We start from the raw sequence: 13,045 nt of genomic DNA, 5'->3' as shown, positions 1-13,045 counted from the left end.
ACCGACCACTACCCCCGGGCCGACCTTACCCAGGAGAGAAAAGGGCTTTAGGATAGAGGGGTGGATTTAGCCCCTTTCATCGACCACACCCTGCTCAAGCCCACCGCCACCCCCAGCCAGATCGAGACTTTGTGTGCAGAGGCCCGCAAACACAAGTTTTTCGGGGTCTGCGTGCAGCCTTGCTACGTGCAACTGGCCAAAGAGCTTCTCCTTGGCAGCGAGGTCAAGGTTGTCACCGTGGTCGGCTTCCCGCTGGGGGCTGCCCTGAGCGAAACCAAAGCCCTCGAGGCCGCCCAGACCGTCGCCTTGGGGGCCGACGAGGTGGACATGGTGATCCACCTGGGGGCGGCCAAGGCCGGGGACTGGAAGGCCGTGGAGGCCGATATCCGAGCCGTGCGCCAGGCGGTGCCGCGCCAGGTGCTCAAAGCCATCCTCGAGACCGGATACCTCACCCCTGCCGAGATCAAGAAAGCCGCCAAGGCCGCCGTGACCGCAGGGGCCGACTTCCTCAAGACCTCCACCGGATTCGGGCCGCGGGGGGCCAGCCTCGAAGACGTGCAGATCCTGGCCGAAGTGGCCAGGGGCAAAGCCCAGGTCAAGGCCGCGGGGGGTATCCGCGACCGCGAAACCGCCCTCGCCATGATCGCAGCCGGAGCCACCCGCCTCGGCACCAGCAGCGGGGTCGCTTTGCTTCAAGGTCAAGCTGCAGAGGGCTACTGATGGCCCGTCGCCGGTCGCGCCGCCCATCCCCACCCTTGAACGGGGCTAGCCTGTTGCTCTTGTTGCTGCTGTTGGGGCTGTTCCTGTTTTTCGAGTGGTGGCAGAACCGGCCCCAACCCACTCCCGTAGCTGCCGGGGGCGTCGAGAGTTACTTCATGCCCGAGGACGGGAAAAAGGCCAAGGCCCGGCTGATCGCCCTGATGTCTCAGGCCAAGGCCCAACTGGACGTGGCGGCCTTCGAGTTCCGCGACCTCGAGATCGCCCGCGCCCTGCTCGACGCCGCGCGCCGGGGGGTAGCGGTGCGGCTCTACAGCGACCGCGACTACCAGCGCGAGACCCGCGAGTACATCGTGAGGGCGGCCAAGGGCCAGCGCGACGACGAGCCGAGGCTGACCCACCAGGAGACGCTCCTTTCGCCGCGAAGCGGGGTGGGGCAGGCCCAGATCCAGCCCATCGACCAACGCTGCGAGCGGGTGGTAACCCTCCAGGTCTGCTACGACCGCCGCGAGGCCTTCATGCATCACAAGTTCGTAATCCCCGATGAACTGGGGGTCTGGACCGGCAGCACCAACCTCACCTGGAACGCCTTCGCCCGCAACAACGAGAATAGCCTCTGGCTGCCCTCGGCCGCGCTGGCCAAAGCTTACCGGGCCGAGTTTGACGCCCTGTGGGGCGGGCTCGAGACCGGGCGGGGGCAGCCAGCCCGCTTCGCCTTCCCAGACCTGAACGGCACCGTCTACTTTAGCCCCGAAGGGGGCCGAAGCGGGCGGCAGGCGATTCTGAAGCGCTTGCGCGAGGCCAGACGGGAGATCTGGATCGCGGCTTTCGTCCTCACCGACAACGAGATAGTACGCCTGCTGGAAGAGGCGGTGCGGCGCGAGGTGAAGGTGCGCGCGGTGCTCGAGACCCGCAACCTCGTGGCCTCCAAAGATCGGGAGATGCAAAAGGCCGGGGTGGAGGTGCGCCGGGACGCCAACCCCTATACCCTGCACGACAAGGTGATGGTGCTCGACCGGGAATGGGTGATCACCGGAAGCTATAACTTCTCCAACAACGCGTTCCGCGACAACAACGAAAACCTGCTCATCCTCCAAAGCCAACCCCTGGCCCAGCGATACGCCCGCGAAGTGGAGGCTATCTGGAAAGTGGGCAAACCGCTGGACTGAAAGGCTTCTCTCGGTCTCATCCATATCAGGAGGGGTTAGGGGATATCTGGTAATCTGGGGCAGTTTGAGGCCCCCAGGGCAGGCCCAATCGGGTAAAGATACAACCATGTCAGACTCGAGACCCTTGATCGTGCTGGCTTCAGGAAGCCCCCGCCGGGCGGAGCTGCTCTCTCGGCTGGGCCTGCCTTTTGTGGTACGGGTCTCCGGGGCGGATGAGGCGGGGCTCGAGCACCTCTCTCCCCTACAGCAGGCCGGTGAGCTAGCCCAGCGCAAGGCCCGGACCGTTTGGCAACCCGGCGAGTGGGTGTTGGCCGCCGACACCCTGGTGGCGCTGGGAAAACAGGTCTTGGGCAAGCCTGCCGACCAGGGCGAGTACCGCCGCTTTATCCGCCTGCTCTCAGGACGGGACCACACCGTCTTCACCGGATTTGCCTTGCGCACCCCCGAGGGGGCGGAGTACACGGGGGTGGAGGCCACCCGGGTGTTTTTCCGCGAGCTGGCAGACTGGGAGATCGAGTGGTACGTGGCCTCTGGCGAGGGAATGGACAAAGCCGGTGGGTACGGGGTGCAAGGGAAAGGGATGGTGCTGGTAGAGCGGCTCGAGGGGGACTTCTACGCGGTGATGGGGCTACCGGTAGCCCGGGTCTGGGAGGGTTTGAAGCAGGCGGGTTATCCGCTGGCTTCCGCCAGCAATCAGCGATGGGGTAGGGCCGATGACTGAGCGGGTGCTGCGGCGAGTGCTGCTGCTGGGGCTGTTGGTTCTGACTTTGGTGCTCTCGAGCCTCACCCGCTCCTACGCCCCTGCCCTCCCCGGCGAGTTGGCCGCCCGGATTGCTCCGTGGTTCGGATGGAGCTACCGGGTGGGGCAGAACCTCCGCGGGGCGGTAGCCGCCCTCGTAGACCGCCGGGATCTGCGGGCCGAGAACCGGGCCCTGCGGGAGAAGGCAAACGAGCTCGAGGCGGAGAACACCCGCCTCAAGGTCCAGCTGCGCCAGCTCGCCGCCGCGCTCCGGGTAAAAGCTGAGCAGGCTCCCCAGGTGGTGGCGGTGGCCCCGGTGGTGGGCGAGGACCCCTCTGGGCTCTACCGGCGGCTGTTTCTGGGCGTCGGCAGCCATCAGGGCCTGCGGGTGGGAATGCCGGTCACCTCGGCGGAAGGGCTGGTAGGCGTCATCACCGAAGTCACCCCCAACACTGCGGTGGTGCGCACCATCCTCGATCCTGAGTCACGGGTAGGGGTGCGGCTAATGGATGCCCCGGGTCGCGGCATCGCCTCCGGGCAACCTCCGGGCAAGCTGCGGGTGGAGTTCTCTGTCGAGGCGAAGATCAAGCCCGGCGACTGGGTACTCTCGGGGTCGCTGCAAGGCCTCTTCCCGGCAGGCATCCGGGTGGGGCAGGTGGAAGAGGTGCTCCCTCATCCACCTGGGGCTTTGCGTCAGGAGGCGGTGGTGAAGCCGGCGGTGTCGCTTTCTTTACTGGAGGAGGTGGTGGTCCTCCGCCCTCTATGAGACCGATTTTGCTGCTGGCCCTCACCTTCTTGCTGCAAAGCCTGATCTCGGGATTGCTGCCGGACTGGCTCTCTCCCCCCGACCTACCCTTTCTGGCCGTGCTGGCCATCGCGGCTAGGGTTTCGCCCTATACCGGACTGATCCTCGCCTTCGCGGTGGGCCTGCTGATGGATCTCTCGGCAGCAGGCTATCCGGGGTTTGGCCCGATGGGTTACCTGCTGGGAACCTACGTGTTCTATCGGCTCTCGCGCACCTTCCACTGGGACGAGCCGCTAGGGCAGTATGCGGTGCTCATCGGGAGCCTGCTCACCAAGTGGCTGGGGTATCTGCTGATGGTCTACTGGCTGCGAGGAGAACCCTTCGGCTTTTTAAGCATCGCCTCCGTCTTTGCCTCTGAGGGCATCCTGACCCTGCTGGTGGCTCCATTCTTCCTGAGGCTAGCGAGAGGCAGCCTGGAAAGCCCCCGCTATGAATAGCCGCCTGCTGCTGCTACTGCTTTCGGTCTACGCGGTGTTGGGATTGTACGGCCTGCGGCTGTGGCAGCTACAGGTGGTGGAGTATGAACGGTACGCCACCCAGAGCCGGGGCAACTACGTGCGCACTGAACCCATCACCGCTCCTCGAGGACGCATCTTCGACCGCAACGGCAAGCTCATCGCCGACAACCGCATGGCGGTGGACCTGGTCTACACGGGCGGTGAAGTGGAGTTCAAGGAGCGCATCCTGGCCTTACTGGGCCTCTCCGAGCTACCTAAACCCGAACGCGCTCAAGAGGTCGTCGTCCGGGCCAACCTTCCGGAAGGCCTCATCCCCACCTTGGCCGAACTCACCGCGGGGCAGAAAAACCTGAAGCTGGTGGAACGCCTCGAGCGCACCTACCCCCGCCCCATCTCCGGCGCGGTGTTAGGTTACGTGCAGCTCGCCAACGCCCTTCAGGTCAAACAGGGCTACGACCCCGACGAGCTGGTGGGGGTTTCGGGCCTCGAGGGCGGTTTGGAGGACACCCTGCGCGGTACCCGCGGGGCCCGACTGGTAGAGGTGAACGCCCGCGGCGAACGCATCCGCAGCCAGGTGATCCGCCCGCCCATCCCCGGCAAGGACGTCTACCTGACCATCGACTACGATTTGCAAAAAGCGGCCGAAAAGGCTTTGGCTGATGCGCTCGAGGATCTCCACAAGGGCCGCAAGCGCTACGGCCTGCCCCTCGACCAAAAACCCAAAGGGGCCATTATCGCGGTGGATCCGCGCAACGGCGAGGTGCTGGCCATGGCCACCGCCCCTACTTTCGACCCCAACCTTTTCGCCCGTCGCCCCACCCCCCGGGAGGAAATCCAGCGGCTCATCCAAGACCCCGACAAACCCCTCTTCAACCGGGCCGTACTGCCCTACGCACCGGGCTCGACCTTCAAGCTGGTGACCAGCAGCGTATTGCTGGAAAAGGGGTACGTCAGCCCCACAACCACCTATCCCTGCACCGCCGCCTTCACGGTGGGCCGCTTCACCATGCGCAACTGGGCCCATTACAACATGGGCCCCATGACCGTCAAGGGAGCCATCGCCAACAGCTGCAACACCTGGTACTTCCAAGCGGCGTGGAACTCCCCTCCTGGCTCGGCCCCCCTGGTGGACGAGATCGCCGCTAGGGCCAAGGAGTTAGGCATCGGCCAACCCACCGGGCTCGAGATCCCCGAACGCTTGGGCTTTCTGCCCACGCGAGCTTGGAAGCGCGCGACCTTCGACGAGCCCTGGTACCCCGGCGAGACCCTGAGCGTGGCCATCGGGCAGGGGCCGGTGCTGGCCACCCCGGCGGAGATCGCCCGGATGCTCTCGACTATCGCTATGTCGGGCCGACGGCCGGAGCTCCACCTGGTCAGGCGCATCGGCAACACTCCGGTTTCCCCGCACATCACCCAGGTGCCCGGCACCCACTGGTCCGATCTCCAGCAGGGCCTGCGCCAGACCGTTACCGAGGGCACGGCAAGCTTCCAGCTAAAGGATTTCCCGGTACCCACTGCGGGCAAGACCGGCACCGCCGAGATCCCCGGAAAACGCATGGGGCTATCCCACGCCTGGTACATGGGCTACGGCCCAGTGGATCCTAACGATCCTCGCCCTCCCCTAGTGGTGGTGGCCTTCTTTGAGAACGGCGGAGAGGGTAGCGGGGTCGCCTTGCCTGCGGCAAAAAAGGTCATGAGCGCTTTCTGGAAGGTGAATACCGGGTCCCCCGCCCAGCCGAACCCTACGCCCAGCGCGGCTCGTCCCTAGAGGACTACTCGGTCCCGGTGGGCGTGGGGCTGGGAGACCACCGGAAACTCGAGGTCTTCTTGGCCGTGGGTCGCCGGACCAGATGCCAGCCGTCGCAGTTCTGCCCCCAGGTGTAGTGTTCGGCCTCAGCTTTGCTGCTCACGGGGATAGCTTACCGCCTGTAGCCGGGAACTCATCCCCTCACGCCACGAGCCTCCTTCTGTGGCCTTCGGCAATGGTATAACAATCCCGATGCGAATCCGCGCTACCCTCCACGCCTTGGCGGTACGGCTCGATGGAGGCGAAACCCCCGAGGCGCTGCGCAAAGCCCTGGCCGATGTTCCAAACCTGCCGCTCGAGGTCGAAGTCTGCGGAACGGTAGGGGTTGAGCTACTACAAGCCCTGGCAGAGATCGGCCAAGAACGGGGCATCACGCTGCGCCCCCCGCGGGGCGAGCGGTCGATCCCCTACACCGAGGTGGTAGACCACACCCTCCGGGCGGGTACCCGCATCGAAAGCCCGGGTACGGTGGTGGTGCTGGGCGACGTAAATGCTGGGGCAGAAGTGATCGCCGGAGGGGATGTGATCGTGGTGGGAAAGCTGCGCGGGTTAGCCCACGCCGGGGCCACCGGCCAGGAAGAGGCCACCATCTGGGCCATGAGCCTCGAGGCAAAGCAAATTCGCATCGCCCAACACTTTGCCCAGGCCCCCGCAGGCAGCACGTCGCGCGGTCCCGAGCGGGCTCGAGTGGTAGAGGGGGCTATCGTCCTCGAGCCGTGGGGCCGCAAAAAATCCTGATGCCTGGCGTCCGTCAGCGCACTCGCAGCGGGCCGCCCTCTCCGGCGGCCCCCGAGGCCGTAGGCGCTAAAAACGAATACCGCCGGCGCTTTCACCGTAACGTTTGAGGATAAGGTCAATCACCCAGCCGGTCGCGGCCACGTAGAGCCAGATCGGCACCGTCCAGCGAGCCCAGGCCCTGTGGATGGCAAAACGCCCCTTGAGGGCGTTGTAGATAAGCCAAATCACCAAAGGGCCGTTGAGGGCGGCCAACAGGGTATGGCTAAACAGCAGCGCGTAATAGGCCCCGCGCCACTCCTCCGGCCCTACGTAGCGGGTGGTGCCGTACAAGCCCCACTTGAGCAGGTAAAACACCAGAAACAACGCGGCCAGCACGGTGGCGGTGAGCATCACCCGGGGGTGCCACACCCGGTCTCCGCGCCGTATGAGTACCACCCCCACGATCACCGCCAACCCTGAAAGCAGGATCAAGGTCGCAGCAATATCCCCCAAGGTCTGTCCCACCGGTAGTTCTCCTCCCTAAGCGCCGAACTCCTCTTTGAGCTTTTCGGCGAAGCGCCGCACCCGGTCCTCGCGCGAGGTACGGGCATAGCTGTAACCGAGCATGAAAGCCCGCTCTGCCTCGCGTGGCTGACCTAGGTTTTTCTGGGCTTGAGCCAGGCGCAAGTAGGCCAGCCCCATCATGCCGTCTCGCTCGGGGCTGGGGCGCACGGCTTCTAGAATCTCGAGCGCCTCCTTCAAACGAAGCACCATCTCCGCCGGGCCCAAGTCGCGGGCCTCGCGGATCAAGTGGGCCGCTTGGTCAAGCAAGCGTTGCACGCTGGGAAGTATACGATACTCTTAAGCGGGACATTTGCATCACCCGATACCTTGAGGAAAACCGTCATGAACCCCCTAGAAGCCTTTGAAAGCCTCGAGCTGCGGGTCGGGCGCGTCATACGGGCCGAGCCCAACCAGGCCGCCCGCAAACCCGCCTATAAGCTTTGGATCGACTTCGGACCGCTGGGCATCAAGACCAGCAGCGCCCAGCTCACCGATCTCTACACCCCCGAAACCTTGGTAGGCCGACAGGTGGTCTGTGCAGTCAACCTGGGAGTGCGCAAGGTGGCCGGATTCCCTAGTGAGGTGCTGGTGCTGGGCCTGCCGGACCAGGAGAACCGGGTGGTGCTGCTGACCCCCGAGCGCGAAGTGCCGCTGGGGGGTAAGGTCTACTAAGCGCGGCGAGCCTTACCGATGTACACGCCCAGGGCCGCCGACCTACGTCCGAAGCTAGTCACGAAGGCGGGAAAGCCCCCGAAGCTGGCTTGAAGGAGCGCTTAAGGTACCGTAGCCAACAAAGGATCCGGGGCTAAGCCCCGGACTGCTTCTGGTGGAGCTGAGGGGATTCGAACCCCTGACCTTCGCAGTGCGATTGCGACGCGCTCCCAGCTGCGCTACAGCCCCAAGCGCTCCCTATCTTAGCGAGGTGCCGCAGAACTGTCTAGCCTCCCTAACCCTCGCGTATACGCACCTCGACCCGGCCCTTGCGGTCTTGCACCTCGAGCTTAGCCTTGGTCCGTCCGCGGCGATACTCAGCGCGGTAGTGGCCCCCTTTGGCCTGGTACTTGACCCGTGTCCATCCCCTATCGCGCAGGTCGCGGTCATGATAGACAAAGGTGTTGTAAGGCTGGCTCGAGCGGTAGACCACCACGATTCCCTGGGGCTCGCGCACCTGCTCGACCACTACCACGTTCGGCACTAGGCCCACCCGCAACTCCCCGGTCACCACGATCACCGGCAAGGGAAGCTGAACATCCACCCGGATCTGCGCCAGGGCTAACGAACTCCACAACAACACGACGATCAGTCCAACCCGCATTGAAATTCGTCGCATACACGTAGGCTAGAGGAAACGGCGGTTAATCCTGATGTGGGTATTTTCAACGCGGCCTTAATGGTCTGGCGACAAGAGGTGCGTTTGCGCGTTCAGCGTTTGGCCTGCTCGATCCCCCACTCAGGTGTATGCCAGAGCGTTTCGTGCGGATACAATGAGCCAAATGAGCGACTGGCGCAAGCTTAGCGAGCCTTTCCCGGCCAGCGAGGTGCAGTGGCGGGTGGAAGCTTTGTCGAAGGACAAACGCCGGGCCATGGTAGTGCCCTATGTAGATGCTCGCACCGTGCTCGACCGGCTCGATGAGGTGGTGGGGCCGGAGGGTTGGCAGGATCACTACGAGGTGTTGGTGGAGAAAGAGGGGAACTATGCGGTCAAATGCCGCCTTACCTTGCTCGAGGTGAGCAAGGAAGACGTGGGCGAGGGCGATAGCCTCAAAGCCGCTTTCTCCGATGCCCTAAAGCGCGCGGCGGTGAAGTTCGGGGTAGGGCGGTACCTGTACCGGCTGGAGAAGCAGTGGGTAGACCACGATCCCGCCACAGGGCGCTTTGAAGCTCCTCAGCTCGAGGTCGAAGCCACCCCCCCCGAACCCCATCCCGCCGGGCTGGAAGAACCCTCTCCCGGTGAAGGTGCGGCCGAAGCCCCACCGGCCAAACCCGAGCCCCAAGAATTGATCCACCGGCTCATCGACCGGCTCAAGGAGCAAGGCATGGGCAAAGAGGTGGCCCGCATCGTGATGAAGTACCAGGGCTATGGCTCCTCCCCCGAGGAGACCAAGCGGCTTTATGGCGAACTGCGCGCCCTCCTGAAGGGAAAAACGTGATCAAGGTCATCGCCATCGGAGATCTACACGCCGAGTTCCCCAAGCTGTGGCGAGCGCTAAAGGCCTCCTACGCCGCCGACGAGCAGCTCATGCCTACTCGCCCGGTGCTCGAGGGCGATTACCGGGTCATCCTCATCGGCGATCTGATGCACCCCAAGACCCTGGCCGAGTACCGCAAGCTCACCGGCCTGGAGGACTACGACCCCACCAACCCCCAGCACCTGCGCCTGGCCGCCAAAGCCCAGATCCGCGAGCTTTACCGCATCAAGCGCTACCAGGAAGCCGCCCCCGGCCACGTCCACATCCTGATGGGCAATCACGATCACGCCGTGCTCACCGGCAGCTACGTACTGGGAAACAAGTACCTCGAGCACCACGAATTCCACCCCGAGCACGGCGGCCTGGAACTTCCCAAAGACCTCAAAGCCTGGCTCGCAGGTTTCCCTCCCGAGGTCAACATCTTCGGGGTCAACTTCGCCCACGTGGGACCGGTCCCCTGGCTGCAAAGTTACGACGACCTGTTCTACAACAGCCGCGAACCCAAGGAGTGGTGGTTCACCAACCCTGACTACGTGACCCGCATGGGCTATCGCTTTGGGGTCTACGGACACACGGTGATGAAAGAGGGCATCTTGGTCAAGGATCAGCTAGCCCTCATCGATGCCCTCGACCGCGATCAATACTTCGAAATGCTGCTGGATGAGGATATGCTCGAGTGGCGCATCTCGGAGGTTCCGCAGGCTCGAGTACAATAGAGAGCGGTATGTTTTCCATCGGTGAAGCCGTGGTTTACCCCGCGCACGGCGCGGGGCGAATCGTGGGGTTGGACGAGCGCAGCGTGCTCGGTGAAAAGAAAGTCTACTATGTCCTCGAGCTATTGGGCCAGGCCCACACCGTGATGGTCCCGGTGGGAGTCGCCCGGACGTGCTTACGCCCGCCCCTTGCGGGAGCGGCAGTCGAGCGCCTTCTGGATGCACTCGAGACCGAGTTGAAGCTACCCACCATCTGGATGCAACGCCACCGTGAGGAAGAAAGAATCTTGGCCTCGGGCGATCCTTACCAGGTGGCCGCGCTGGTGGGCACGTTGTTCCGCTACCAGCGGGGTAAAACCCTCTCGCTTTCCGAGCGCGGGGTGTTTGAGAAAGCTTTAGGGATGTTGGCCTCAGAGCTGGCCCTGATCTGGGAGGTGAGCTTGGATGAGGCCAAAGCCCGGGTGCTGGCCCGTTTAGAAGGCCAAGAAGCGGTGCTGGCCTAACCGTGACCCTCATCTCGCGCTGGCAAGACCTCGCCTCGCCCCGCGTGGTGCGCGAACTGCTCGAGCGCTACAGGCTGAGCGCAGATAAGCGCTTCGGACAGAACTTTCTGGTCGAGGCCGGATACCTGCAGCGGATCGTAGCCGCCGTAGGGTTCAAGCCGGGCGAGCGGGTCTACGAGGTGGGGCCGGGCCTGGGCACGCTGACCCGAGCCTTGGCCGAGGCGGGGGCGAAAGTTACCGCCGTGGAGATGGACCGCCGCCTCCAACCGGTGCACGCCGAGAGCCTGGCCCACCTACCGGTGGAGGTGATGTGGGGCGATGCGCTCGAGTTCGACTGGGAAGCCCTTCCCTCGCAAAGCCTTTTTGCCGGAAACCTACCGTACAACATCGCCACGCCGCTCATCACCAAGCTGCTGCTCTCGAGGCGCTTCCGCCGCATCGTGGTGTTGGTGCAAAAAGAGGTGGCCTTGCGCATGGTCGCCACCCCCGGCACACCCCAGTACGGAGTGCTCAGCCTGCGGGTACAGCACCACAGCCAGGCCAAACGGCTTTTTGACCTGCCGCCGGGGGCCTTTCTCCCCCCGCCCAAAGTCACCAGTTCGCTGGTTCGGCTCGAGCCCAACGCCAACCCCGACGATCCGGAGCTCTTCCGGTTGATCGAGGCCGCCTTCGCCCAGCGGCGCAAAACCCTCGCCAACGCGCTCAAAGCCGGAGGATACTCACCCCAGGCGGTCACCGCGGCCTTGGCACAGATGGGCTTGTCCCCCCAGATACGCGGCGAAGCCCTGTCTTTGGAACAGTTCCGGATGCTGCATTCATTACTGCCCTGGTAGTGTAACGCCATCTGCTACGGCTAATTCCGTCATCGCGTACGTCAGGCCAGCATCTCTCAAGCGGCCAGGAGGCTGCGTTGGGTTCCCTCTATAGATGACGCAACCCGCTAGCCTCAATCGACGGGTTAATACCTCCTTCTCATGCCTGGGGTGTTACACTCCTATGACGTAGCCAGCGCGGCCCTGGGGTAAAATCGTAGTCAGTTCACGGGCCGATAGCGCAAAGAGGCCGTAGATCAAACGGCCCAAAGGAGCAGGTAGCGGATGCGTTGTTTCGTTCTGGGTGATATATCAGTTGACCTCATCTATTTCCTCGAGCACATCCCCGAACCGGGCGAAGAGGTGGAAGCCAAGCGGGCCCTGATGAAGCCGGGGGGGGCTGGGGCCACCCTGGCCGCCCAGCTCGCCAGCCTGGGGCATAAGGTCTATCTGGCGGGCCGGGTGGGCCAAGACCCCTTTCGTGAGGTAGCCCTTAGCGAGGTAAGCAAAGCTGGGGTAGACCTCCGGTATCTCCAAGAAGACCCGACGAATACCACCTCGAGCGTCCTGATCTTGTTGGTCCCCGGCGGGGAGCGCTCGATGGTCAGCGCGGGCGGAGCAAGCCGCTATTTGGATGCCGCCGAATTCAAACCGCGCAGCCTAGACCAGGTGGATGCGGTGGTGATGTCGGCCTATGCCCTGGTGGGTGGCCCTCAGCGCGAGTATGCGGTAAAGGTGCTGGACGCGGCCAAGAAGCGTGGGCTGCCGATCTTCGTGGATATGGGCACCGGGGCGGTGCGAGCGGTGGGCCGGGAGATCCTCGAGTATGTGCGGGGGGTCCCCTACTTGCTGATGAACCAGCAGGAACTCCTCGATCTCACCGGGGCTAGCACCATCACCGAGGGCCTCGCCGAACTCCACACTTACGGCCTCGACACCGTGATCGTGAAGGTGGGGCCGCTGGGCTCGATCGTGGTCACCCCTAACCAACAGGAATTGGTGGAGCCCTTCCCGGTGGAGGACATCGTGGATACCACCGGCTCGGGCGACGCCTATACCGCCGCCTTCGCCCACGCGGTGATGGACGGACGTGACCTCCTCACCGCCGCACGGCTGGGCAACTGGGCCGGGGCGCTCGCGGCGACCGCGGTGGGAGCCCAAGGCCGGTTGATCAGGCCAGAGGACTTGCTCCAGGCCAAATCCACCGCCTAGCCGCCGAAGTAGCGGCGCAGGGCTTGCAAGAAGGCCTGCCCGCTCTGCCCGCTTTTCTCCGGGTGGAACTGGGGGGCCACTACGTTGTCTTTGGCGTACACCGCGGTGAACTCGGTTCCTGCAAACTCGCTGACCCCCGCCGAGCCTTCTACCAGCGGCCCGTAGTAGGAGTTGGCATAGTAGAAATAGCGCCCGCTCAGGATCTCGAAGGCCCCAGGGGCGAAGCGCACCGCGTTCCAGCCCATCTGGGGTACATGCTTGGCCCGGAAACGGCGGACCGTGCCGGGGATCAGGCCCAGCCCCCGGACCCGGGGGGCTTCCTCTGAAGCTTCGTAGAGGATCTGCATTCCCACGCAGATACCCAGGAAAGGCTTGCCCGCCGTAATATGGCCCCGCACCCCTTCCTCGAACCCCGAGGCCAAAAACGCCCCCATCACCTGCCCGAAGTGCCCCTGACCGGGGAGCACCAGCAAGTCCGCCTTGGCCACATCTTTGGGGTCAGCGGAGACACTCACCTCGAGCCCGCTCGCTTCCAAAGCCTTGGCCGCACTCCGCAGGTTCCCCGAGCCGTAGTCAATCAGCAGCGTGCGCATCCGCATCCGATCATACAAATGAATCCCGGAACGGGGCAGCCTAGGGT

General features: G+C 64.2%; 18 protein-coding genes and 1 tRNA gene. 13 read left to right on the top strand and 6 right to left on the bottom strand.

Going from position 1 to position 13,045, the window contains the following annotated elements; genetic code table 11:
• The first annotated feature begins 60 nt into the window (after window positions 1–60).
• The 6 genes from deoC to DNA98_RS12180 all read left to right on the top strand — a co-directional run bounded on the left by deoC (window position 61) and on the right by DNA98_RS12180 (window position 5,656).
• Window positions 61–720 (top strand): deoxyribose-phosphate aldolase, encoded by a 660-nt coding sequence (gene deoC, locus DNA98_RS12205; RefSeq protein ID WP_110531086.1) that lies wholly within the window; start codon window positions 61–63, stop codon window positions 718–720.
• Window positions 720–1,886: a phospholipase D-like domain-containing protein gene (locus tag DNA98_RS12200; RefSeq protein ID WP_110531084.1), complete on the top strand. Its 1,167-nt coding sequence runs from the start codon at window positions 720–722 to the stop codon at window positions 1,884–1,886. The genes deoC and DNA98_RS12200 overlap by 1 nt, the downstream gene beginning before the upstream one ends.
• Window positions 1,887–1,992: 106 nt before the next feature.
• The gene (locus DNA98_RS12195; RefSeq protein WP_110531082.1) at window positions 1,993–2,607 is read left to right on the top strand and encodes a nucleoside triphosphate pyrophosphatase; all 615 of its coding nucleotides are present in this window, start codon (window positions 1,993–1,995) and stop codon (window positions 2,605–2,607) included.
• Window positions 2,600–3,391: a rod shape-determining protein MreC gene (gene mreC, locus DNA98_RS12190; RefSeq protein WP_110531080.1), complete on the top strand. Its 792-nt coding sequence runs from the start codon at window positions 2,600–2,602 to the stop codon at window positions 3,389–3,391. The genes DNA98_RS12195 and mreC overlap by 8 nt, the downstream gene beginning before the upstream one ends.
• Window positions 3,388–3,867 (top strand): rod shape-determining protein MreD, encoded by a 480-nt coding sequence (mreD, locus tag DNA98_RS12185; protein ID WP_110531078.1) that lies wholly within the window; start codon window positions 3,388–3,390, stop codon window positions 3,865–3,867. Before mreC ends, mreD begins: the two co-directional genes overlap by 4 nt.
• Window positions 3,860–5,656 carry a penicillin-binding transpeptidase domain-containing protein gene (locus DNA98_RS12180; protein ID WP_110531076.1) on the top strand — a complete coding sequence of 599 codons (1,797 nt, stop codon included), beginning with the start codon at window positions 3,860–3,862 and terminating at the stop codon, window positions 5,654–5,656. The genes mreD and DNA98_RS12180 overlap by 8 nt, the downstream gene beginning before the upstream one ends.
• 4 nt (window positions 5,657–5,660) lie before the next feature.
• Here DNA98_RS12180 and DNA98_RS17830 read toward each other — a convergent pair whose 3' ends face one another.
• Entirely contained in the window at window positions 5,661–5,798 is a 138-nt protein-coding gene (locus DNA98_RS17830; RefSeq protein WP_158531647.1) for a hypothetical protein, read from the bottom strand.
• 89 nt (window positions 5,799–5,887) lie between these two features.
• Between DNA98_RS17830 and minC the strand changes: the two genes are divergently transcribed.
• Entirely contained in the window at window positions 5,888–6,433 is a 546-nt protein-coding gene (minC, locus tag DNA98_RS12175) for a septum site-determining protein MinC (protein WP_110531074.1), read from the top strand.
• Window positions 6,434–6,499: 66 nt separating this feature from the next.
• Here the strand turns inward: minC and DNA98_RS12170 are convergent, their stop codons facing one another.
• Window positions 6,500–6,937 (bottom strand): DUF420 domain-containing protein, encoded by a 438-nt coding sequence (locus tag DNA98_RS12170; protein WP_110531072.1) that lies wholly within the window; start codon window positions 6,935–6,937, stop codon window positions 6,500–6,502.
• A gap of 15 nt (window positions 6,938–6,952) precedes the next feature.
• Entirely contained in the window at window positions 6,953–7,252 is a 300-nt protein-coding gene (locus DNA98_RS12165; RefSeq protein WP_110531070.1) for a hypothetical protein, read from the bottom strand.
• A gap of 66 nt (window positions 7,253–7,318) precedes the next feature.
• Here DNA98_RS12165 and DNA98_RS12160 point away from each other — a divergent pair, with 66 nt between their 5' ends.
• On the top strand, window positions 7,319–7,648 hold the full coding sequence (locus tag DNA98_RS12160; protein WP_110531068.1) for a tRNA-binding protein: 330 nt from the start codon (window positions 7,319–7,321) through the stop codon (window positions 7,646–7,648).
• Between the two features lie 152 nt (window positions 7,649–7,800).
• Here the strand turns inward: DNA98_RS12160 and DNA98_RS12155 are convergent.
• Window positions 7,801–7,876 (bottom strand) — tRNA-Ala (locus DNA98_RS12155).
• A 46-nt stretch (window positions 7,877–7,922) separates the two neighbouring features.
• On the bottom strand, window positions 7,923–8,306 hold the full coding sequence (locus tag DNA98_RS12150; protein WP_233493203.1) for a hypothetical protein: 384 nt from the start codon (window positions 8,304–8,306) through the stop codon (window positions 7,923–7,925).
• Between the two features lie 163 nt (window positions 8,307–8,469).
• Between DNA98_RS12150 and DNA98_RS12145 the strand changes: the two genes are divergently transcribed.
• From DNA98_RS12145 to DNA98_RS12125, 5 genes are all read left to right on the top strand, one after another.
• Entirely contained in the window at window positions 8,470–9,126 is a 657-nt protein-coding gene (locus DNA98_RS12145; RefSeq protein WP_110531064.1) for a Rad52/Rad22 family DNA repair protein, read from the top strand.
• The gene (locus DNA98_RS12140; RefSeq protein WP_110531062.1) at window positions 9,123–9,881 is read left to right on the top strand and encodes a metallophosphoesterase; all 759 of its coding nucleotides are present in this window, start codon (window positions 9,123–9,125) and stop codon (window positions 9,879–9,881) included. The genes DNA98_RS12145 and DNA98_RS12140 overlap by 4 nt, the downstream gene beginning before the upstream one ends.
• Before the next feature lie 8 nt (window positions 9,882–9,889).
• Window positions 9,890–10,381, top strand: a complete 492-nt coding sequence (locus tag DNA98_RS12135) for a CarD family transcriptional regulator (protein WP_110531060.1) — start codon at window positions 9,890–9,892, stop codon at window positions 10,379–10,381.
• Window positions 10,382–10,383: 2 nt separating this feature from the next.
• Window positions 10,384–11,214 carry a 16S rRNA (adenine(1518)-N(6)/adenine(1519)-N(6))-dimethyltransferase RsmA gene (gene rsmA, locus DNA98_RS12130; protein ID WP_110531058.1) on the top strand — a complete coding sequence of 277 codons (831 nt, stop codon included), beginning with the start codon at window positions 10,384–10,386 and terminating at the stop codon, window positions 11,212–11,214.
• 264 nt (window positions 11,215–11,478) lie between these two features.
• The gene (locus tag DNA98_RS12125) at window positions 11,479–12,405 is read left to right on the top strand and encodes a carbohydrate kinase family protein (protein WP_110531056.1); all 927 of its coding nucleotides are present in this window, start codon (window positions 11,479–11,481) and stop codon (window positions 12,403–12,405) included.
• Here DNA98_RS12125 and hisH read toward each other — a convergent pair.
• Window positions 12,402–12,998: an imidazole glycerol phosphate synthase subunit HisH gene (gene hisH / locus DNA98_RS12120; protein WP_110531054.1), complete on the bottom strand. Its 597-nt coding sequence runs from the start codon at window positions 12,996–12,998 to the stop codon at window positions 12,402–12,404. The genes DNA98_RS12125 and hisH overlap by 4 nt on opposite strands.
• Between the last annotated feature and the right edge of the window lie 47 nt (window positions 12,999–13,045).

This window comes from Meiothermus sp. Pnk-1, from assembly GCF_003226535.1.
In the GTDB taxonomy this organism is placed as follows: domain Bacteria; phylum Deinococcota; class Deinococci; order Deinococcales; family Thermaceae; genus Allomeiothermus.
This window is presented reverse-complemented; position numbering and strand designations above follow the sequence as displayed.